Origin of the sequence: Lonepinella koalarum (assembly GCF_004565475.1) — a bacterium.
GTDB classification, from domain to species: domain Bacteria; phylum Pseudomonadota; class Gammaproteobacteria; order Enterobacterales; family Pasteurellaceae; genus Lonepinella; species Lonepinella koalarum.
This window is the reverse complement of record NZ_SRHX01000009.1, coordinates 28,666-50,798: the sequence shown is the minus strand read 5'-3', so window position 1 is coordinate 50,798 and position 22,133 is coordinate 28,666. Positions and strand designations below refer to the sequence as shown.

At 40.6% G+C, this 22,133-nt stretch carries 22 protein-coding genes; 20 read left to right on the top strand and 2 right to left on the bottom strand.

The window, feature by feature from the left end; translation table 11 throughout:
* Window positions 1–151: 151 nt before the first annotated feature.
* The 15 genes from ftsB (at window position 152) to E0709_RS10335 (ending at window position 12,157) form a co-directional block, all read left to right on the top strand.
* Entirely contained in the window at window positions 152–430 is a 279-nt protein-coding gene (ftsB, locus tag E0709_RS10405) for a cell division protein FtsB (RefSeq protein ID WP_132302711.1), read from the top strand.
* Between the two features lie 9 nt (window positions 431–439).
* A complete protein-coding gene (gene ispD, locus E0709_RS10400; RefSeq protein WP_132302712.1) occupies window positions 440–1,183 on the top strand; it encodes a 2-C-methyl-D-erythritol 4-phosphate cytidylyltransferase in 744 nt (247 codons plus the stop codon).
* Entirely contained in the window at window positions 1,180–1,656 is a 477-nt protein-coding gene (gene ispF, locus E0709_RS10395) for a 2-C-methyl-D-erythritol 2,4-cyclodiphosphate synthase (protein WP_132302713.1), read from the top strand. Before ispD ends, ispF begins: the two co-directional genes overlap by 4 nt.
* The gene (gene truD / locus E0709_RS10390) at window positions 1,656–2,681 is read left to right on the top strand and encodes a tRNA pseudouridine(13) synthase TruD (protein ID WP_132302714.1); all 1,026 of its coding nucleotides are present in this window, start codon (window positions 1,656–1,658) and stop codon (window positions 2,679–2,681) included. The genes ispF and truD overlap by 1 nt, the downstream gene beginning before the upstream one ends.
* The gene (surE, locus tag E0709_RS10385; protein ID WP_132302715.1) at window positions 2,678–3,418 is read left to right on the top strand and encodes a 5'/3'-nucleotidase SurE; all 741 of its coding nucleotides are present in this window, start codon (window positions 2,678–2,680) and stop codon (window positions 3,416–3,418) included. The genes truD and surE overlap by 4 nt, the downstream gene beginning before the upstream one ends.
* A gap of 38 nt (window positions 3,419–3,456) precedes the next feature.
* The gene (locus E0709_RS10380; protein WP_132302716.1) at window positions 3,457–4,032 is read left to right on the top strand and encodes a YqaA family protein; all 576 of its coding nucleotides are present in this window, start codon (window positions 3,457–3,459) and stop codon (window positions 4,030–4,032) included.
* Between the two features lie 4 nt (window positions 4,033–4,036).
* A complete protein-coding gene (locus E0709_RS10375; protein WP_132302717.1) occupies window positions 4,037–4,237 on the top strand; it encodes a hypothetical protein in 201 nt (66 codons plus the stop codon).
* 15 nt (window positions 4,238–4,252) lie between these two features.
* Window positions 4,253–5,560, top strand: a complete 1,308-nt coding sequence (nlpD, locus tag E0709_RS10370; RefSeq protein ID WP_132302718.1) for a murein hydrolase activator NlpD — start codon at window positions 4,253–4,255, stop codon at window positions 5,558–5,560.
* A gap of 200 nt (window positions 5,561–5,760) precedes the next feature.
* On the top strand, window positions 5,761–6,285 hold the full coding sequence (gene napF / locus E0709_RS10365; protein WP_132302719.1) for a ferredoxin-type protein NapF: 525 nt from the start codon (window positions 5,761–5,763) through the stop codon (window positions 6,283–6,285).
* Window positions 6,286–6,291: 6 nt separating this feature from the next.
* Window positions 6,292–6,555 (top strand): chaperone NapD, encoded by a 264-nt coding sequence (locus E0709_RS10360; RefSeq protein ID WP_132302720.1) that lies wholly within the window; start codon window positions 6,292–6,294, stop codon window positions 6,553–6,555.
* A gap of 52 nt (window positions 6,556–6,607) precedes the next feature.
* On the top strand, window positions 6,608–9,091 hold the full coding sequence (gene napA / locus E0709_RS10355; RefSeq protein ID WP_132302721.1) for a nitrate reductase catalytic subunit NapA: 2,484 nt from the start codon (window positions 6,608–6,610) through the stop codon (window positions 9,089–9,091).
* A gap of 157 nt (window positions 9,092–9,248) precedes the next feature.
* Complete coding sequence (gene napG / locus E0709_RS10350; protein WP_132302722.1) at window positions 9,249–10,151, top strand: ferredoxin-type protein NapG; 903 nt, start codon at window positions 9,249–9,251, stop codon at window positions 10,149–10,151.
* On the top strand, window positions 10,151–11,044 hold the full coding sequence (gene napH / locus E0709_RS10345) for a quinol dehydrogenase ferredoxin subunit NapH (RefSeq protein ID WP_132302723.1): 894 nt from the start codon (window positions 10,151–10,153) through the stop codon (window positions 11,042–11,044). Before napG ends, napH begins: the two co-directional genes overlap by 1 nt.
* Before the next feature lie 36 nt (window positions 11,045–11,080).
* A complete protein-coding gene (locus E0709_RS10340) occupies window positions 11,081–11,548 on the top strand; it encodes a nitrate reductase cytochrome c-type subunit (protein ID WP_132302724.1) in 468 nt (155 codons plus the stop codon).
* Between the two features lie 9 nt (window positions 11,549–11,557).
* Window positions 11,558–12,157 (top strand): NapC/NirT family cytochrome c, encoded by a 600-nt coding sequence (locus E0709_RS10335; protein WP_132302725.1) that lies wholly within the window; start codon window positions 11,558–11,560, stop codon window positions 12,155–12,157.
* Between the two features lie 67 nt (window positions 12,158–12,224).
* Here the strand turns inward: E0709_RS10335 and aspA are convergent, their stop codons facing one another.
* The gene (gene aspA, locus E0709_RS10330; protein ID WP_132302726.1) at window positions 12,225–13,652 is read right to left on the bottom strand and encodes an aspartate ammonia-lyase; all 1,428 of its coding nucleotides are present in this window, start codon (window positions 13,650–13,652) and stop codon (window positions 12,225–12,227) included.
* A gap of 249 nt (window positions 13,653–13,901) precedes the next feature.
* On the opposite strand from aspA, the gene E0709_RS10325 reads away from it, so the two are divergent.
* Entirely contained in the window at window positions 13,902–15,224 is a 1,323-nt protein-coding gene (locus tag E0709_RS10325; protein ID WP_132302727.1) for an anaerobic C4-dicarboxylate transporter, read from the top strand.
* Window positions 15,225–15,303: 79 nt separating this feature from the next.
* On the opposite strand, the gene E0709_RS10320 is transcribed toward E0709_RS10325, so the two are convergent.
* Window positions 15,304–18,117: a S8 family peptidase gene (locus E0709_RS10320; RefSeq protein ID WP_132302728.1), complete on the bottom strand. Its 2,814-nt coding sequence runs from the start codon at window positions 18,115–18,117 to the stop codon at window positions 15,304–15,306.
* A 383-nt stretch (window positions 18,118–18,500) separates the two neighbouring features.
* On the opposite strand from E0709_RS10320, the gene E0709_RS10315 reads away from it, so the two are divergent.
* Genes E0709_RS10315 through E0709_RS10300 form a run of 4 tightly spaced genes read left to right on the top strand, consistent with a single transcriptional unit; the run spans window position 18,501 to window position 22,107 of the window.
* Entirely contained in the window at window positions 18,501–19,529 is a 1,029-nt protein-coding gene (locus E0709_RS10315; RefSeq protein ID WP_165867240.1) for an ABC transporter substrate-binding protein, read from the top strand.
* A gap of 9 nt (window positions 19,530–19,538) precedes the next feature.
* Entirely contained in the window at window positions 19,539–20,537 is a 999-nt protein-coding gene (locus tag E0709_RS10310; protein WP_207905259.1) for a FecCD family ABC transporter permease, read from the top strand.
* Window positions 20,534–21,286 carry an ABC transporter ATP-binding protein gene (locus E0709_RS10305; RefSeq protein WP_132302730.1) on the top strand — a complete coding sequence of 251 codons (753 nt, stop codon included), beginning with the start codon at window positions 20,534–20,536 and terminating at the stop codon, window positions 21,284–21,286. The genes E0709_RS10310 and E0709_RS10305 overlap by 4 nt, the downstream gene beginning before the upstream one ends.
* A complete protein-coding gene (locus E0709_RS10300) occupies window positions 21,286–22,107 on the top strand; it encodes a class I SAM-dependent methyltransferase (protein ID WP_132302731.1) in 822 nt (273 codons plus the stop codon). Before E0709_RS10305 ends, E0709_RS10300 begins: the two co-directional genes overlap by 1 nt.
* Window positions 22,108–22,133 lie beyond the last annotated feature (26 nt).

Genomic DNA, 22,133 nt, shown 5'->3' with positions numbered 1-22,133 from the left:
ATATTATACCGCTTGTTTGCAATATGACCAGCAAAAAGAACAAAATTTGTAATATCCGTGATGTGCCCTAAAAAAGCCACTTTTATGTTTGTTTTATCGCTATTTTTACCCTAAACTATGGGGATAAATTTATCCTTTAAATTAAAATATTATGCGAGTATTAATTATCCTACTTAGCGCGGTACTACTATTATTTCAATATGGTTTTTGGTTTGGTAAAAATGGCTATCTTGATTACCAACAAACGTCAGATGAAATTGCACTGAAAAAAGAAGAAAATGCTAAACTGTCGCAGCGTAATCAGCTCATTTATGCGGAAATCAAAGATCTAAAAGATGGGGTAAATGCGATTCAGGAACGCGCAAGATTGCAATATGAAATGGTGAAGCCCAACGAAACCTTTTATCGAATTGTGAAAGAAAATAAATAAGGTTTGTTGATGATAAAAAATCCTTCAAAAAACACCGCACTTTCTCTCGTTGCTCATCGTCGAATTGTCGCTGTAGTACCGGCAGCTGGCGTGGGATCCCGTATGCAAGCAGATAAACCAAAACAATATTTGCAAATTCAAGGCAAAACTATTTTAGAGCATAGTTTGAATGTGTTACTAACCCACCCAGCAAATATTGAACAAATTATTTTAGCCGTGGCACCCAATGATCCTTATTTAAAGGATTTCTCGTTTTTAAATCACCCAACAATTTGTGTCATTCACGGCGGAAAAACAAGAGCCGATAGTGTGCTAAATGGTCTAAAACACATTCAACCCGATAAAAATACTTGGGTGTTAGTACATGATGCCGCTCGCCCTTGCTTAACCCATACTGATATTGATAAATTATTTGCGATTCAAGATCCTAATGGTGCTATTTTGGCGACACCCGCCATTGATACCATTAAACGAGCCACAGAAAATCAGCAAATTCAACAAACTGAAGATCGCAATCATATTTGGCTCGCACAAACACCGCAGTTTTTCCCGTTGGATTTATTGCGAGATGCTTTACAAACAGCGTTACAACAAGGACTAGCCGTTACTGATGAAGCATCTGCGATGGAACTCGCCGGATTTCAACCGCACTTGGTTTCGGGTCGAACCGATAATATCAAAGTCACTCGCCCACAAGATTTGGCGTTGGCAGCATTTTATTTATCTCAACAAAACAACAAGGAAACATTATGATCCGAATTGGACACGGTTTTGATGTACATGCTTTTGGACAAGATCGTCGATTAATTATTGGCGGTGTTGAAGTGCCCTATCAGACGGGATTTATCGCTCACAGTGATGGCGATGTGGCATTGCATGCCTTAACCGATGCTTTGCTTGGCGCGGTGGCATTGGGAGATATTGGCAAATTATTTCCCGATACCGATATGCAATTTAAAGATATTGATAGTCGCATTTTGTTGCGTGAAGCCTTTACTCAGGTGCAGCAAAAAGGGTATAAAATCGGTAATATAGATGTCACTATTATTGCTCAAGCACCGAAAATGCGTCCGTATATTGATGCGATGCGAGAGGTCATTGCAACGGATTTACAATGTCATCTTGGACAAGTGAATGTCAAAGCTACTACCACCGAAAAACTGGGATTTACTGGACGTGGCGAAGGCATTGCCACTGAAGCCGTTGTATTGCTGGTAAAAGCCTAATGCTAGATTTAGCCTATTTACAAACTCCGCCAAAACAAACCGCACTTTTAAAGGCAGAATGTGCCGATTTTGTGGTAAAAGAACGGTTAGGTTATGAAATGTCGGGGAACGGTGAATTTGTAGCGATCAAGGTTCGCAAAATCAATGCTAATACCCTTTTTGTGGGCGAAAAGTTAGCGGCGTTTTGTGGTGTATCGACTCGCCAGATAAGTTATGCCGGCTTGAAAGATCGCCACGCGGTGACAGAACAATGGTTCAGCATTCAACTCCCCGGCAAACCTACACCAGATTTTAGCCAATTTCAGTTAAATGGTGTAGAAATTCTGGATGTCACGCGCCATAATCGCAAAATTCGTATCGGTAGTTTAGACGGCAATGATTTTGAGATTTTATTGCGTAATGCGGTGGAAACCGATGAATTAAAAATGCGGTTAAAAAATTTGCAGAATGTTGGCTTTCCTAATTATTTTATGGAACAACGTTTTGGACGAGATGGTCATAATTTAACTCAAGCCATAGCTTGGGCAAAAGGTGAAATTCAGATTAGAGATCGTAAAAAACGTAGTTTTTATTTATCCGCTGCTCGCAGTGAAATCTTTAATCTCGTGGTATCAAAACGGATTGAAATGGGGTTAGCTCACCAAATTTTAGCACAAGACATTGTGCAGTTAAGCGGTTCACATAGTTGGTTTGTCGCAGATGAAAAAGAAGATTTAGCTGCCTTACAAGTGCGGTTGGAAAATCGGGATATTTCGCTGACAGCACCATTAATAGGTGAAACTATACAATCAGCTTGTGAATTAGAAAATGCAGTGCTAGCAGAACATCTAGCATTACAAAAATTAATCCAACAAGAACACTTAAAACCGGCACGCAGACCGTTATTAATGCAACCACAAAATTTTTCTTGGCAATTTGTGGATAGCGGGTTAAAACTCGTCTTTTATTTACCGGCTGGCAGTTATGCCACTGCTTTGGTTCGAGAATTAGTATTAATTAAAGAAGAAAATAGGAATACAGCATGAACATTTTATTATCCAATGATGACGGTTATCATGCCGAAGGGATTCAAATTTTAGCAGCGCATTTACGCCAGTTCGCGAATGTGATTGTGGTTGCGCCTGACCGCAATCGCAGTGCCGCATCAAACTCATTAACCTTGGTTGAACCGTTACGTCCACGTAAATTAGACAACGGTGATTATTGCATTAATGGCACACCGGCAGATTGCGTACATCTTGCTTTGAACGGCTTTTTATCTGGTAAAATTGATTTAGTGGTATCGGGCATTAATGCGGGAGCAAATTTAGGTGATGATACGCTTTATTCTGGTACGGTGGCAGCGGCCATGGAAGGGCGCCATTTGGGCTTACCGGCGGTAGCCGTATCTTTAGATGGTCGTCAACATTATGAAACAGCGGCAAAAGTCGTCTGTGATCTCGTGCCACGCTTACACGGTGAATTATTAAATCGGCGTGAAATGATTAATATTAATGTACCTGATTTACCTTATAATGAAATCAAAGGGTTACAAGTTTGTCGGCTGGGACACCGTGCTTCTGCGGCAGAAATTATTAAACAACAAGATCCACGTAATGAAGTGATTTATTGGATCGGTCCAGCAGGGTTGCCGGATGAAGCCGGCAACGGAACTGATTTTTATGCGCTACAAAATGGTTATGTGGCAATTACCCCGATTCAACCAGATTTGACCGCACATCATTCAATCGTTGCTTTACAAAACTGGTTAGACAAGGAATAATAACAACTTTGCTTATTGCATAAAAACAGGATATAAATTTGAACATTTTCGGTGCAATGTATGATAAAACCATGCAATGGTCAAGACATCGTTTTGCGGTATTTTGGCTTTGTTTGGTAAGCTTTATTGAAGCTATTTTTTTCCCCGTTCCGCCAGATGTTATGCTGATTCCGATGTCTATGGCAAAACCAAAGGACGCATTAAAATTAGCATTTTACACCGCACTTGCGTCTGTTATGGGTGGTATGATTGGTTATGGCTTAGGCTATTATGCTTTTGACTTTGTACAAGGATATATTATTAAATTAGGCTATCAACCCTATTGGGATACGGCGATTTCGTGGTTTGAAAAATGGGGGATTTTGGTGGTGTTTGTCGCTGGATTTTCACCAATTCCCTATAAAATTTTTACCATTGCGGCAGGCGTCATGCAAATGGCATTTTTACCATTTATTGCAACCGCTTTTATTTCTCGTTTAGCACGTTTTGTGTTAGTCGCCAAACTAGCTGCATGGGGCGGTGAAAAATTTGCGGCGAAATTACGGAAATCTATTGAGTTAATTGGTTGGTCCGTCGTTGTCCTTGCTGTTATGGCTTATTTAATTTTGAGATAAACATATGATAAAAAAATTTATTTTTGGATTAGCAATAATCTGTTGTGTCGTGGCTTGTGCTTCAAAATCCGCACAACCAAAACCAAAAGATCCAAATGAATTACCAAACGGCATTATGCAACCAGTAGCCGGAACTGGCGCTGTAGAAGGAGGCGGTTTTATGCCCGAAATTCAACCCAGCCAAATGCCATCAAACATGAAATAATGAAGAGATTTGACTATGAATAAAACATTTTTATTACTCCCTTTAACTGCTTTCGTATTAACCGCTTGTTCAGGTTCTAATCACGCCCCAGTTGTAAGTGCGGATAGTTCACTGACACCGGGTGTTATGCAACCCGTAGGAACCAATACCAATAGCACTTGGGAACCACAGGTTCAACCGAGTAATATGCCAGTTGGTATGAATAATCAAGTAGCCCCCCAAACCGTGGCAAATCAAGCGGGATCTTATGCCAGCACGACGAATACTACTGCTGCCACGGAGGTGACGACAACAAATACTGCACCATCACTACAACAAGTGCAACAATCTGCACAGCCAGTAACAACAACTAACACAGTGTGCCAACCCGTGCAAGTACAAGTGACCAAACCGGCTGCCAGTAACCAAAGTCAAAGCGTAGAAATTCCTCGTAACAGTCAAACCAACGCACCTGATTACAGCAAAATCGATAAAGGTTTCTATAAAGGGACTAGCTATACAGTAAGAAAAGGCGATACGATGTTTTTAATTGCCTATATTGCGGGGATTGATGTCAAAGAACTGGCTAGCTTAAATGGCATGAGTGAACCCTATAAATTAAGCATTGGACAAACCTTAAAAACATCTAATGGTTCAACGACCACCACCACAACAGAAACTAAACAAGAATGTAAAGAAGTGAGCGTCACTACACAACCCGCAGTGACTTATACTGCGGCTGCAAATGGTACGCAATATGGTTCTGACGGTACAGTAACTGGTCCAATCAAAGCAACTACTGGTTCTGCTGAACAAACAGTTGCCGGTCCAATTAAAGCCACCGCAGCAACCAATGCACCTATCACGACAACCACAACTACAGGCGTTGTTGCTGGTGCTGCCACAGCGGGAACTGTCACTGCAACTGCCGTATCAAGCTCAAGTAATAGTTATTCAGCCGTGCCGCAATCCAATATCGCTTGGCAATGGCCGACCACGGGGAAAGTGGTACAAGGATTCTCAAATTCTGACGGTGGCAATAAAGGGGTGGATATTAGCGGTTCGAAAGGTCAAGCTGTTTATGCCGCCGCCGCTGGACGCGTAGTTTATGCGGGTAATGCGTTGCGTGGTTATGGTAACTTAATTATTATTAAACATAATGATGATTTCTTAAGTGCTTATGCACATAACGACAGCATTTCTGTCAGCGATCAACAGCAAGTTAAAGCGGGGCAACAAATTGCCAAAATGGGAAGCTCGGGTACCAATAGTGTGAAACTTCACTTTGAAATTCGCTATAAAGGTAAATCTGTGGATCCAACTCGTTATTTACCGAAACGTTAAAAATAGCCATTTTATCACCGCACTTTTCTGTCAAACCGTCTGTCTTATTCAGACGGTTTTATTATTTGTTCACTTTTTTTTGATCCTTATCAATAAAAACTCCGAAATTTCTCATAAATACCTCCTTAGGGTAATAATAAAATTCGCCCAAACATTTCATAATTAATCACTATTTAAGCTAAGTATATAAAGAGATTTTTTTGCAACACAGCCAACCGTCTTTACCACGCCGCGCATTTTTACAGGGACGATTTTTGCATAGTTTGAAAACGGAACAGGAAAAAATGCAAGGCTATCAAGCGATTCGCCCACCTTGGGTGAATTTAGATGAGTTTGTAGAAAAATGTACAGCGTGCGATAAATGTATCACAGCTTGTGAAACCCAGATTATCATCAAAGGTAAAGGTGGTTTTCCTGAAATTGATTTTGCACGTGGCGAATGTACCTTTTGCCAACACTGTATGGAAAGTTGTCCGGAAGATGTCTTTCGTGCAACTGATGAAACTCCTTGGTTACATAAAGTTGAAATACAACATAACTGTTTATTAACTCACAACATTGAATGTCGTTCCTGTGGCGACAGTTGCGACAGCCGAGCTATTCGTTTTCGCCCAAAACTCGGTGGCATTGTGGAATTAATTTTAGCATTAGAAAGTTGTAATGGTTGTGGGGCTTGTTTAGCAGTTTGTCCGACACAAGCCATTCATATTTTAAATATAGCATAAGAAAAAATGGATAATCTAAACCCAAGTGAAAATTGGTATGTGTGCAGCCTTGTGGTGCAAGCGAAACCGACAAAATTAGAACAGGTGAAAGCTGACATATTGGCGATTCCACATACAGAAATTCACGCTGAAAAACGGGAAGAAGGCAAGTTAGTGGTGACGATTGAGAGCGATCGTCAATTAACCTTAGCGGATCGTATAGATGAAGTAAAAGAGATTAATGGTGTGATTGTGGTCTCTCTGATTGCCAATTATCTTGATGAGCAATAACTTTTTAACTGATTATTTTTATTAAAAACATAGCAAAACGTGGGACAAGACTATGGAACTCAATCGTAGAGATTTTATGAAAGCGAATGCCGCACTGGCAGCCGCCACCGCGGCGGGAATGACCATTCCTGTGACAAATGTATATGCCGATGATACGGGGATTAAATGGGATAAAGCCCCTTGCCGTTTTTGTGGTACTGGCTGTAGTGTGTTGGTCGGCACCAAAGATGGGCGCGTAGTCGCGACACAGGGCGATCCTGATGCGGAAGTCAACCGTGGCTTGAACTGTATTAAAGGTTATTTCCTGACCAAAATTATGTACGGTGCAGACCGTGTACAAACCCCCTTATTACGCATGAAAGACGGTAAATTCCACAAAGAAGGGGATTTCACCCCAGTGTCTTGGGATCAAGCATTCACCGTGATGGCGGAAAAAATCAAACAGATCCTGAAGAAAAAAGAACCGAATTCCGTGGGTATGTTTTCATCAGGACAAACCACCATTTTTGAAGGCTATGCCAAAGTAAAATTATGGAAAGCGGGCTTACGTTCTAATACCATTGATCCCAATGCACGTCACTGTATGGCATCGGCCGCCGTCGCCTTTATGCGGACTTTTGGTATGGACGAGCCGATGGGCTGTTATAACGATATTGAAAAAACCGATGCCTTTGTGCTGTGGGGATCGAATATGGCAGAAATGCACCCGATTTTATGGAGCCGTATTTCTGATCGCCGTTTATCCAATGAAAATGTCAAAGTGGCAGTACTTTCGACTTATGAACACCGTTCTTTTGAATTAGCGGATATTCCGGTGATTTTTACACCGCACTCTGACTTGGCAATTTTGAATTATATCGCCAATTACATTATTCAACATGATAAAGTGAATTGGGATTTCGTCAATAAGCATACCAAATTTAAACGTGGCGAAACCGATATTGGCTATGGTTTACGCCCCGAACACCCATTACAACAAGCGGCAAAAAACGTGAAAACCGCAGGTACCATGCACGATTCTTCTTTTGATGAATTTAAGCAAATTGTTGCGCCTTATACCTTAGAAAAAGCCCACGAAATTTCAGGTGTACCGAAAGATCAGCTTGAAACCCTTGCCAAAATGTATGCGGATCCTGAACAGAACATGGTGTCATTTTGGACCATGGGCTTTAACCAACATGTGCGTGGTGTGTGGGTCAACCATATGATCTATAACGTGCATTTATTAACCGGCAAAATCTCGAAACCCGGTTGTGGACCATTTTCCTTAACAGGTCAACCGTCCGCCTGTGGCACAGCTCGTGAAGTAGGTACGTTCATCCACCGCTTGCCAGCAGATATGGTCGTTACCAATCCAAAACATGTTGAAATTGCAGAAAAAATATGGAAATTACCGAAAGGTACCATTCCGACTAAATTGGGCTATTCAGCCGTCATGCAAAGTCGTATGCTGAAAGACGGTAAGCTCAATTTCTTGTGGCAACTTTGCACTAACAATATGCAAGGTGGTCCCAATATTAATGATGAAATTTTCCCGGGTTGGCGTCATCCTGAAAACTTTATTGTAGTGTCCGATCCTTATCCATCGGTGTCTGCGGTAGCGGCAGATTTAATTTTACCAACCTGTATGTGGGTGGAAAAAGAAGGCGCTTACGGCAATGCGGAACGCCGTACCCAATTTTGGTATCAACAGGTAAAAGGACCGGGAGAATCTAAATCCGATCTATGGCAAATTGTGGAATTCTCTAAATATTTCAAAACCGATGAAGTGTGGAGCGAAGAACTATTAGCCCAAATGCCGGAGTATCGTGGCAAAACCCTGTATGAAGTATTGTATTTAAATGGTGAAATCAATAAATTCGACATACCAAAAGATATTCCCGGTTATCTCAATGATGAAGCGGATAGATTCGGTTTCTACTTACAAAAAGGGTTGTTTGAAGAATATGCGGGTTTTGGACGTGGTCATGGTCATGACTTAGCCAACTTTGACACTTATCATCAGGTGCGAGGTTTACGTTGGCCTGTAGTAGAGGGAAAAGAAACCCTATGGCGTTATCGTGAGGGCTATGATCCTTATGTGAAAGCCGGTGAAGATGTGGCGTTTTATGGCTATCCAGATAAAAAAGCGATTATTTTAGGCGTCCCTTATGAGCCACCAGCAGAAAGTCCTGACGATGAATATGATTTATGGCTTTGTACCGGACGGGTGTTGGAGCATTGGCACACTGGCACCATGACTCGCCGTGTTCCAGAACTTCATCGTGCGTTTCCGAATAATTTAGTTTGGATGCACCCTGATGATGCGAAAAAACGGGGATTACGTCATGGTGACAAAGTCAAATTAATCACTCGTCGCGGAGAAATGCTTTCTCACCTTGACACAAGGGGACGTAATAAAGCACCGAAAGGCTTGATTTTTACCACGTTCTTTGATGCGGGTCAGCTTGCCAATAAATTAACCTTAGATGCCACCGATCCGATTTCAGGCGAAACTGATTACAAGAAATGTGCGGTAAAAGTGGTTAAGGCTTAAAGGAATACCCTTATCCCTTAAGTTATCTAAAGAGTGAGTTATTTTTTTGGAGGAAAGTGCGGGGAAAATTACAAAATTTTTGATTTTTTCACCGCACTTCAAAATCTTTTCTCCCTTTAGGATCAGGACTAGGGCTAGGGTAAAACGGGATACATTTATGCAAAATCCAAACCGCCGTCAATTTCTCAAAAACGCCACTCGAACCGCCGCTGGTTTGTGTGGTGTTGGGGTGATTCTAGGTTTACAACAGCATCAAGCTAATGCCAAGCAAGGTGTCGCATTACGCCCACCGGGTGCGTTAAATGAAGATGATTTCTTAGCGGCTTGCACGCGTTGCGGACAATGTGTGCAGGCTTGCCCTTATGATATGTTGCACCTTGCCTCTCTGTTATCGCCAATGGAGGCAGGTACGCCCTATTTTATCGCGCGTGATAAACCCTGTGAAATGTGCCCTGACATTCCTTGTATGAACGCTTGTCCATCGGGGGCGTTAAGCGAATCCTTACAGGATATTAATGATGCCAAAATGGGCTTAGCGGTTTTGCTTGATCATGAAACTTGCTTGAACTGGCAAGGCTTGCGTTGTGATGTGTGTTATCGTGTTTGTCCGTTGATTGACAAAGCGATCACCTTGGAAAAAGTACATAACGACCGTACTCAAATTCACGCTAAATTGATCCCAACGGTCCATTCCGATGCTTGCACAGGCTGTGGCAAATGTGAACAGGCTTGCGTATTGGAAGAAGCCGCCATTAAAGTGTTACCGATGGATCTCGCCAAAGGGATGTTAGGTCGCCACTATCGTTTAGGTTGGCAAGAAAAGCAAAATGCCGGTAAAGCCTTATTGGAAGAAAAACACCCTGACGGTTTACGTCCTGCTCTTGATGCGCGAATGCCGGAAGGTCAATCAGAGCCGACTTATCAATTTATGCAGGTGAAACCGGATAGCAAAGTGGCAACACCAAATCGAGCTACCTATGATTATCAACCAAGTTCTACTACGGTGCCTGAAGCAGAACACTTCCCGAATTTGGATTTAAATACGAAAGGGGTGAAATAATGGCGACGGTGAAATTTACTCCCAATAAACCCAAAAATGCCGGCTTAGAAGCTCGTCAAAAATTAGGCTGGTGGCGAGCTTATCGCTTTTTATTATTAAGACGGTTAAGCCAGTTAAGCATTATTCTGCTGTTTTTAACGGGTCCATTATGGAAGGTGTGGATTTTAAAAGGGAACTATAGTGCGAGTGTGTTATTTGACCGTATTCCATTAACCGATCCTTTAATTACCATGGAAAGCCTTGCTACAGGTTATTTACCTGAATGGACGACGATTTTGGGGGCATTCATTATTGTAGTATTTTATGCCCTGATCGCCAGTAAAGCCTTTTGTAGTTGGGTTTGTCCAATGAATATGGTGACAGATTTATCCGCGTGGCTACGCCGAAAATTGGGTATTCGGCAAAGTGCCAAACTGCCACGTCAATTACGCTATGGCATGTTGCTGATGATTTTAGTCGGAAGTGCAATCAGTGGCACATTGTTGTGGGAATGGATTAATCCTGTGGCGGCATTAGGTCGAGCATTTGTGTTCGGCTTGGGAGCAACCCTATGGTTGGTCGCGATTATCTTTTTGTTTGATTTATTTGTCGTCGAACATGGTTGGTGCGGACATCTTTGCCCAATCGGGGCATTGTATGGCTTAATTGGTGCCAAAAGTATGATCAAAGTCAATGTGGTCGATCGCTCGCGCTGTGATCGCTGTATGGACTGTTATAACGTTTGTCCGGAACCCCAAGTCTTACGTTTGCCACTACATGGTTCGGTGCAAGATAGCCCGATTATTTTAGATAAAGACTGTATCAGTTGCGGACGTTGTATTGACGTTTGTGCAGAACAGGTTTTTGCTTTTGGTTCTCGTTTTGAGAAACAGATTACCATTAAAAATATTTAACCCTTTTGACTACTTGAATTACGGAGTGAACTCAATATGAGAAAATATCTCACTTTTATTTTAACCGCACTTTCTGCGTTTGCTAGCGCCGATGTGCAAAATAACATTGATTCTAATAACATGAGTTCTAATCATATAGGTTCTATCGACCAATTAGAACAGATTCCCGAAAAGGTTGCCCCCGCCTATACTAATCCATTAAAAGATGCCGGTAATATTCCTACTACGTTTCTATTTCAACCGCCACTTGTGCCGCATAGTATTCGTGGTTTACAAGTGACCAAAAACGCAAACCAATGTTTAGCTTGCCATTCTCCAGAATTCTCACCGACGACAGGTGCTCCGAGAGTCCCAGAAAGTCACTTTCAAGATCGTGATGGTAACCCAACCGGTGAAACATCACCGCGCCGTTATTTTTGTTTGCAATGTCATGTACAACAAACCGAAGTCAATCCAATTATTCAAAATAAATTTGACACTATACGTCAAAACCAAGGGAAATAAGGGGGAAATATGTTGAGCCTGATTAAGAAAATTCGCCAATATTTATGTCGCCCAAGTAATATGGCCGTTGGCACGGTCATCATATTAACCGCTATTGCCACCTTATTTCTTTGGGGAGGCTTTAATAAAGGGATGGAATCCACCAATACCGAACAATTCTGTTCCGATTGCCACATGAATGATGTGGTGCCTGAATACCATGCATCGGTACATTATTCCAATCGTTCTGGGGTAAAAGCGGTGTGTTCCGATTGCCATGTGCCACACGAGTTTGGACCAAAAATGTTCCGCAAAATGCAAGCTAGTACGGAAGTATTAGCCCATATTACGGGTAAAGTCGATACTAAAGAAAAATTTGAAGCCCATCGTTTAGAAATGGCGGAACGTGAATGGGCGAGAATGAAAGCTAATAATTCGCAAGAATGTCGAAACTGTCATAATTTCGATGATATGGATTTCACCCAACAAAAAGCCGTCGCACAACAAATGCACACGATGGCACAAGAACAAAGCAAAACCTGTATTGATTGCCACAAAGGCATTGCACATCAATTACCACAAATGAAAGATGTCCAGAAAAGTTTTGTACCGCAAGACATGTTGAAATAAAAACGAAAAAAATCACCGCACTTTTAGTTAACGCCATAAAAGTGCGGTGAATATTTTGTTTTTTTAACTATTCATCATCAACAAAGCGAGTGGCTTTATAGGTCGGGTTCATCAGATTTTCCACCGACAGAATATCATCTAATTGGGCCTCAGTCAGTAACCCTTTTTCCAATACCACGTCTCGCACACTTCGACCTGTGGTTGCACAGATTTTACCCACAATATCGCCATTGTGATGACCAATAAACGGATTGAGATAAGTGACAATACCAATTGAATTAAAGACGAAGTTTTCGCAAATTTCTTTGTTGACCGTAATGCCATCAATACATTTATCGCGTAAATTCACGCAAGCATTTTCTAAAATCTCAATAGATTCAAACATGGCTTGACCGATCACCGGTTCCATCACGTTTAATTGTAATTGACCTGCTTCTGCCGCAAAGGTAATTGTCGTATCGTTACCAATTACTTTAAAGCAAACTTGATTCACCACTTCTGGCACCACAGGATTGACTTTGGCTGGCATAATGGATGAACCGGCTTGCAATTCTGGCAGGTTGATTTCATTTAACCCTGCCCGTGGACCAGATGAAAGCAAACGTAAATCATTACAAACTTTGGATAATTTCACCGCAGTTCGTTTTAATGCACCATGTACCATGACATAAGCACCGCAGTCTGAAGTGGCTTCAATCAAGTTTTCAGCCAGTACACAAGGTAATTGGGTAACTTCGGCTAAATACTTCACGGCTAATTCGGAATAACCTTCTGGAGTATTTAATCCTGTTCCAATCGCGGTAGCGCCCAAATTTACTTCAAGCAAGAATTTGGCGGTATTGGTTAAATTACGCACTTCTTCTTCCAATAATACTGCAAAGGCTTTAAATTCTTGCCCTACTGTCATCGGTACGGCATCTTGTAATTGGGTACGCCCCATTTTTAATACTTTAGCAAACTCTTCCGCTTTGTTTTCAAAGCCTTTTTGTAAATAATGGATACGATCAATTAACGTGAGAATACTGTTATACACCGCAATACGGAACCCTGTTGGATAAGCATCATTAGTGGATTGACTAGCATTCACATGATCCATCGGGTTAACAATATCATATTGCCCTTTTTGATGACCTAACAATTCCAATGCAAGATTCGCTACAACTTCGTTAGTATTCATATTCACCGAAGTTCCTGCACCGCCTTGATACACATCAGACGGGAATTGATCCATACAACGCCCTTTAACTAAAATCTCATCACAGGCTCGTACAATCGCATCAGCAATTTTTTTTGGAATCGCCCCCAATTCACCATTTGCTAATGCCGTCGCTTTTTTTACCATCACCATACCACGTACAAATTCTGGCACATCAGAAATCGTATTTCTGGAAATATTAAAATTTTCGACCGCTCTTAAGGTATGTATTCCCCAATAAACATCATTAGAGACTTCTCTTTCGCCTAATAAATCAACTTCAATACGAGTGTTGCTCATTATTTCCTCCTCTTGGTTGTTGCTTTGGTTGTTAATTTAGAATAATAACTTTTGTGCCGTAATCATGATAACTCATTTTAATCAGAAAAAATTTGATCGAGATCACATAATGGGAAATGGATGTAATATATAATTTTATCCGTCGAATTAAAAAATTTTAGGTGTAAATAACTGGTTGTTTAGGGTTTTATTAGTTATTCTTACTCAAAAGATAATGTTATTTTTCGTTATAATTATGGAGAAAAGACTATGGAAATGATGTTTTTAATACAATTTGCTATTGTCCTATTATGTATATTAATAGGGGCTCGGGTCGGTGGTATTGGTTTAGGGGTGTTTGGTGGTTTAGGCTTGGCCATTTTATCCTTTGGTTTTGGGTTAAAACCAGCAGGCTTACCTATTGATGTGATGTTTATGATCATGGCGGTCGTAGCGGCAGCAGCAGCAATGCAAGCCGCGGGTGGTTTAGATTATATGATCAAAATCGCAACTAATATTTTACGTCGTAATCCTAAATATATTACCTTTATTGCTCCAGCGGTCACTTGGACATTCACCGTTTTAGCGGGAACAGGTCACGTAGCTTACTCTGTATTGCCCGTGATTGCCGAAGTGAGCCGGCATAATGGCATTCGCCCAGAACGTCCGCTTTCTATGGCAGTAATTGCATCACAATTTGCTATTGTTGCCAGCCCGATTGCCGCCGCTGTTGTTGCGGTAGTAGCTTTCCTTGAACCGCAAGGTATTAATCTCGGTAATGTATTAGGCGTAACGATTCCATCTACGCTTTTAGGTTTATTTTTGGCTTGTATTTTCGTGAATAAAATGGGTAAAGAATTAAAAGATGATCCCCATTATCAAAAATTACTGCAAAATCCTGAATATGTGAAAGCGAACAATGCCAATACTGATTTGACCCAAATAACATTAAAACCAACCGCCAAACCATCTGTAGCACTATTCTTATTCGGTGCATTATTAGTGGTGGTAATGGGTGCTATTCCATCCTTACGTCCTACCTTTGATGGTCAACCAATGGGTATGGCTCATACCATTGAAATTGTGATGTTATCTATTGGTGCATTAATCATCTTATTCTGCAAACCAGACGGCACTGAAATTACCAGAGGGTCTGTATTCCACGCCGGTATGCGCGCGGTCATTGCGATTTTCGGTATTGCTTGGTTAGGGGATACCTTAATGCAAGCCCATATGACCGAAGTAAAAGAAATGGTGTCTGGTTTAGTTGAAACCGCGCCGTGGACATTTGCTTTTGCTTTATTCATATTATCAGTATTAGTCAATAGCCAAGGTGCAACGGTGGCGACGTTGTTCCCATTGGCGATTGGCTTAGGTATTCCAGCCCCAATCTTAATTGGGGTATTTGTGGCAGTAAATGGTTATTTCTTTATTCCAAACTATGGTCCGATTATTGCTTCCATTGACTTTGATACCACCGGCACAACTCGAATCGGTAAATATATTTTCAACCATAGCTTTATGATCCCGGGCTTATTAAGTATGGTATTTAGTGTATGCTTTGGTTTATTATTTGCTAATTTATTTCTCTAATTTAGCCTAATTAAATGAATTTAGTCCAATCTTTCAATTGGGCTTTTTTTATGTTTTAATGACTTCTAACGATATATTCTTAAAAACTCAACCCAACTTTAACCTGCCAATCCGTCGTTTTGCCATTTTTAAATACCCGTCGATGAATATCGGTGGATAACAACCAGTTGCCTTTTTCCAGCATCATACCCAATCCAAACACCGCTATATTTTTGCTGAAAGTAGTTGATTCACTGTGAATAGCAATACCATTCAATCTGCTTTCTAAATAGCTTGGTTTACCGTTAAGATGACGAATATAACTTAAATCGAAATTCGGTGTGATTTTCCAATCACTAAGATCAAACGCTCTTTTTAAATGTAATCCACTTGATAAATTCACATCGGTTTTATGGAAAGAAGAGGTTGATGTGGCTAATTCGCCATTTTCGGTTAATTGCTGCATATTCAAACGAATCGCTTGCAATCCTGCACTCGGTTCTAAATACCAGTCATTTATTGCTAGGTTATACCCCGTCCGCAACTCGCTGCCAAACAACCAGCCTTTATTAGCACCTGAAGCAAGCGAAGCTGAATTGAATTGACGGTTTTGTTTGTAATCCAAACGAGCGATTTTTCCTGTAACATCCATAAACCAACCATTAGCTAATGGCATATAACGTAATGCCACATTGGCTTCAATTTGTTTAATCGTAGCAGATGCCTGATTTTTCGTGACATCGGATTTAGTACGAGTCAGATTACCCGTCAATATGCTTTTCTCCGCTTTATAAGCAAATCCCATGCCTGTATGCCGCGTTTTCACTTCCGTTTTTTGATCAAATTGATGATGATCGGATTTATATTTCTGTCCATCGCTTTCAACCCATACTCTGACACTGTCAGTTTTACTGTCGTGATAACGATATAAATGATTATCCGTTTCGGTTAGACCTATTGCTGCATTGTTGCGCAACAAATCAAGGCTATCAGCATAAATGGTATTGCCAATAGCGTAATGGAAATTCTGTAAATCATTATGTTCTATAGCACGTTGCAACCAATCATTATAAAGACCTTTTTTCCATGCTGTACTGCTGTCACGCAACGCATTCAATGCTTGCAAGCCGTTTTGTCCGTTATTATTTGCTTGTGGATCAGTAAATGGCTGATTCGGGTTGGCTTTTAATTCAATGCGATCATCTTTAAAATACAAATCCTGCCGTAATCCCTTAGCATTCAAGGTATCACTAGAAATTAATTGCTCAAAACCACCCATATAGGTTGCACCATTTTTCACCACTAATACATCGGCAATAATTTGCCCAGCTTGGGCATTTTGTTTGAGTGATTCTGTTACAGATAATACGCCATTTAAATTGACTACTGTGCCTTTTCCTTGCGCAGTAAACGCCTGTTGTGCGAATAATTCAAGTTGGCTACCTGTTTTCGCGTAAAAGGCTTGATTTACGGTTAATGCAGTGAGTGCCAAATTGCTCTCATTACGAATTTGATCCACCGAAGTCGTATTAGTTAAGGCTAATTTCCCCTCTTCCACACGGATCTCTTTTAAACGGTTGTTCTCTCCAGCCAAGGTTAAAGTCGCTGGTCCTTGTTTAGTTAAGCGATATTCGCCAGTCAAAGGGTTGTTCCAACGATCATCGCTGGATAGCGTATAGGTTTCGTTGTTTAACAGTTGCGATGGTCCATTTATTGCTTTTGATAAATTGATTAATCCCCAACCAAAAACATCATCTACGCCTTTTGCCCCTAAATCCGTGGCAGTAGTCAATAATGTATCTCTCATTTGTGTTGCGGTAAAATACTGAAAACGTTGTTTTAGCACAGCTAAAGATCCCGTTACGACAGGGGCAGCAAAGGATGTCCCTTGTTGTACTTGCAGCCCCGGTAATTTGATATTTTGCTCCGCTCCCTCGGTGACAAGCACAGATAACGTTCCCGGTGCGGCCACACACCAATTTTTACTTACCCCACAACGATTAGAATAGTCCGCTATATTTTCCCCATCATCTACCGCGATAACTGACAGATAATGTTTTTCCAATTCAGGAAGATAGCGAGGTAAAGCCGCCATAATACCAGGCTGTTGCTTACTCTCATTACCGGCTGCAAAAACAATAAGTGTGTCTTTTTTAACCGCATCTTTAATCGCATTAATTAATACGTTATCGGTGGCTTTCTCAATGCCTGATTTATATTTATCATCCATAACCCGAGCGGTGCCATCTACCGGATCTTCATTCCAGCTATTATTGATCACAAACACTTTGTTTGCCGTATGCTGAGCAAATGCAGTAGCAATAGTATTACGGTGGTCTTTTATTTCTGCTTCGTTACCCAGTAATAATTCAAGCGATTTATCATTATCTTTTGAATTATCTGAATCATCCGTATCATCATCTTGCGGCGTTTCTGTTGCTTCGGTAGTGGTCAGATAAACATCAGCATTTTTTGCAACACCCCCACGATATTGGAAAAATGAATTGGCACCAATAATGCCAGCCACTTGACCACCGTGCATTGAATAAACGGTTTTCTGTTCACCATTTTCATCTTCCGTTTCTAGCTCATAATGGTTAGCATCAAATATTTTTTTATTCCCGTCATTATCCGTAATTTCAAAGGTCAAAGAATGTAATTTTTGTTGATTAAACAACGGATGTTCATTCATAAAACCAGAATCAATCACACCGACTTTCACACCATCACCAGAATATTGTGCAGAAATCTGTTCGGTCAATCCTATTCCATCGTGCGGATTAACCATCTGTCCAGATTGGGGGGCTTGTTGTTGCTCGTCATTTTCGTCAATATCTTCAGCATAACCTTTTGATGTCATTACAATGCCAATAACAATGGCGAGCAAAGTTCTTTTCCATGGATAATTGCTCATATCAACTCCTTTTGATAGAATGAAAATTTAGGTTTATTAAATAAACTCTATATATTAAATACATAATAATGATTTATTAGGCATTCGACTATTTTTACCAAATAATGACATTATTTTCTTCATAACAAAATAATAATCAAATAAAAAACGTATTTTGGAGTGAAAATTGCAATTTTTTTGATTTAAAACAAATTTAAGCCATTAAGAGGAAATTTAATCCTTTTATTATTGAAACCAGAGTGCGGTGATTTTTTAAATCATTTTTTAGTCTAATAACCTGATGCCTGTTATATCCCTTTACATTAAGCCTTTTTATGGTTCTTATTGTATTCCCAACTAGCTTGCTATATAGTTTTATCTATAATAAATTCAAAGGATTCGCTATGTTTACTATCAACCAACATCGTCGCCGTTTTATTAAAACCCTATTTGTAGGATTCTCTTGTTTATCCTTACCCTCTATTGTTTTTTCCCAATCCACCCAATCGTTAATTATCCGTACGGGTATTTTGAATAAAATCCCACAACGGATTTTGAGTGCAGGTTTTGTGTCGGATTTATTATTAATCGCATTATGTCCTGAAAAAATGGTGGGGATTGCCACTGAATTAAAAACGGATAGCAAGAAATTTTTATCGGAACAAATCCAAAATTTACCCCATATTGGGCGAATTGCAGGACGAGCCTCTACTGCTCCTGTAGAAAAAATTGTCAACCTCAATGCCGATTTAATTGTAGATGCGGGTAACGTTAGTGAAACCTTTCTTTCCAGCGCTAAAAAAATTTCTAAACAAACTCAACTACCTTATTTTATTGTCTCGGGCAAATTGACAGATTCTGCTCAACAATTCACTCAATTAGGTGAATTATTGCAACAACCAACACGAGCCAAAGCCTTAGCAGATTTATCTGATGAGATTTTAACTAAAACCTACCAACTTTGCGCTACGGATAATCTCAATGTCTATTTAGCACGTGGCGCTGATGGTTTAGAAACGGCGTTAAAAGGCGCAATCCATACTGAAGTATTAGATTGGTTAGGTTTGCAGAATGTGGCAAATGGTGCAGGTGAAAAAAAATTAGCACGCGTATCTATGGAACAACTTTTACAATGGCAACCCGATTTAATTTTGACCCAAGATACTAATTTTTACCAACATAGCCAACAACATGCCTTATGGCAAAACCTAACTGCGGTGAAAAATCAGCGAGTTTTTTTAGCTCCCAGTTTGCCGTTTAATTGGTTAGATTCTCCGCCTGGGGTTAATCGTTTACTAGGTTGTGTGTGGTTAGCCTATAAATTAAAACCCACTGTTTTGTCACAGCAAAATGCCTATGACTTAGTGCAACGTTATTTCCGCCTATTTTACGGCTATGAAATTTCTTCCAATAATACATCACCGCACTTTTGAGGTAAATTAATGCCAATTTTCCGTTTAATGTTGCCTTTGGCATTGTTAATTATTAGTCTTGTGATTGCTGTCAGTTCAGGGCAATATTCGCTTTCTTTAACGGAAATTTGGCAATCTATCAGCCAATTCGGTAACGAACTTTCGCAACAAGGGCTTTCGCAACAAGACATCGTACTCTGGAATATTCGCTTACCCCGTATTGCCACCGCTATTTTAGTCGGTATCGCTTTATCGGTAGCGGGCGTAACCTATCAAGGTATGTTTAAAAATCCGTTGGTTTCGCCTGATATTTTAGGGGTCACTTCGGGAGCAGGTCTAGGGGCAGTGACGGCAATTTACTTTGATTTTCCCTTACCAATTATTCAGCTATTCGCCTTTGCTGGTGGATTGTTTGCGGTGGGATTGGTTTATTTCATCGCCAGTACAGTCCGCCGTCAAAATCCAATTCTGGCATTAGTGTTATCAGGTGTCGCCATTTCTGCTTTGCTGGGGGCAGGCATTTCGTTACTTAAAATTCTGGCTGATCCTTACAGCCAATTAAGCACCATTACATTTTGGCTATTAGGTGGATTAAATATGACTAGCTTTGACGATTTAAAACTGGTTGCTCCATTGGTGCTATTTGCCTTAATTCCGTTAATTCTATTACGTTGGCGAATGAATGTATTAAGCCTTGATGATGAAGAAGTCACAGCTCTTGGGGTGAATATTAAACGCACTCGGCTGATTTTTATTTTATGTGCGACGCTAATGACATCTGCCGTGGTGTCAGTAACAGGCATTATCGGCTGGGTCGGCTTAATTATTCCGCATATTGCTCGACTTTGGAGCGGAGCAGATTTCCGTTTGTTGTTACCAACTTGTATTTTATTGGGTTCAACCTTTTTGCTTATCACTGACACATTAGCACGTTGTTTATTTGCTATTGAAATCCCATTAGGCGTAATCACCGCCTTTGTCGGCGCACCGTTTTTTCTCAGCCTATTAATCAAAGGGGAACGCCAATGATCACTTTAAAAAACTTACGCATAGGCTATCAACAAACGGTCGCCGATAATCTGAATGTGACCTTTCCAACACAAAAAATTACCGCTTTGTTAGGAGCAAATGGTTGTGGCAAGACCACATTACTGAAAACCATGTTAGGCTTAATTAAACCCTTGCACGGTGAAATTCTGATTAAAAATACACCGCACTTTAATTGGACAGCAGCCCAACTTGCTCGTACAATAGGTTATGTACCGCAAGCTCAACAAGGTGTATTTTCCTTTACCGTGCGAGATGTAGTATTAATGGGGCGAACCGCTTATCTCGCATGGTACGCCACACCCAATCAGCAAGATAAACAGATCGCTCAACAAAGCCTTGAGCAATTAGGTGTCGCACATTTAGCAGATAAATCCTATATGACATTAAGTGGCGGTGAACGGCAATTAGTGTTAATCGCCAGAGCCTTGGCTCAACGACCACAATGTTTAATCATGGACGAACCCACATCTAATCTGGATTTCGGCAATCAAATTCGGGTGTTAGAACATATTCAACAATTACGCCAACAGGGTTTAACCGTGATGTTCACCACCCACCAACCCGAACAAGCGTTTCGTTATGCAGATCATTTGCTGTTGATGTATCAAGGTGAGATTATTAAACAAGGATCCCCCAAAGACGTTATGGACTTGGCTTCATTAGCTCAAATTTACGGCTTAAGTCCACAGATATTAGCAAAAAATCTCCACCTGTTAAAGGACGAATAATGCATTCCATTAATGATATAAATTTTTCTGAATTATATAAAAATCATATTCAAGTTGCCACCCGAGAACCAAAACAGCCACAGGATTGGGATCGTAAAGCAGAACAAATGCAAACCAGTCAATTTGATTTGAAAAATAACTATGTACAGGCTTTTCTAAGTCGCATGGATTTACGCGATGTAAATTCTGTACTTGATGTAGGTTGTGGTGGCGGTGCAATTGCACTGGCTTGTGCCCCTTATGTACAGCGCGTGTATGGGTTAGATTATAGTCAAGGCATGCTGAATTTGTTACAACTTCGCAGCCAACACTTAAATATTCATAATATTTTGCCGATTTTACGAGCATGGGATGATGATTGGTTCGATGTGCCAGAATGTGATGTTTGTGTTTCTTCGCGTTCTTCCATGGTTAATGATTTGCAGTCCGCGTTAGATAAACTCAATGCTAAAGCCCAAAAAGCAGTATATATGACCATGACGGTGGATAAAGATTTTATTGATCGAGATATATTACGTTTTATCGACCGAGATGGCGTGGGATTTCCCAATTATATTTATGCAGTCAATATGCTGTATCAGCAAGGCTACCAAGTGAAAGTCGATTTTTTAGAGAGTGGCTGCGGTTTAGTTGCACCACAACGCGAAAAAAGTGCGGTGATTTCCGAACAAGATTTTATACGCACCGTAAAATGGTCAATCGGCAGTAATTTAAGCGAAGTAGAAATGGCCAAATTAAAAGACTATTACCAACAACACCAAGGTAAGGTCAATGTTCGTCCTGCTATGAAAAAATGGGCGTTCTTAAGCTGGGAAAAATAGGAGCTAATTTATAGCTCCCATAAAAA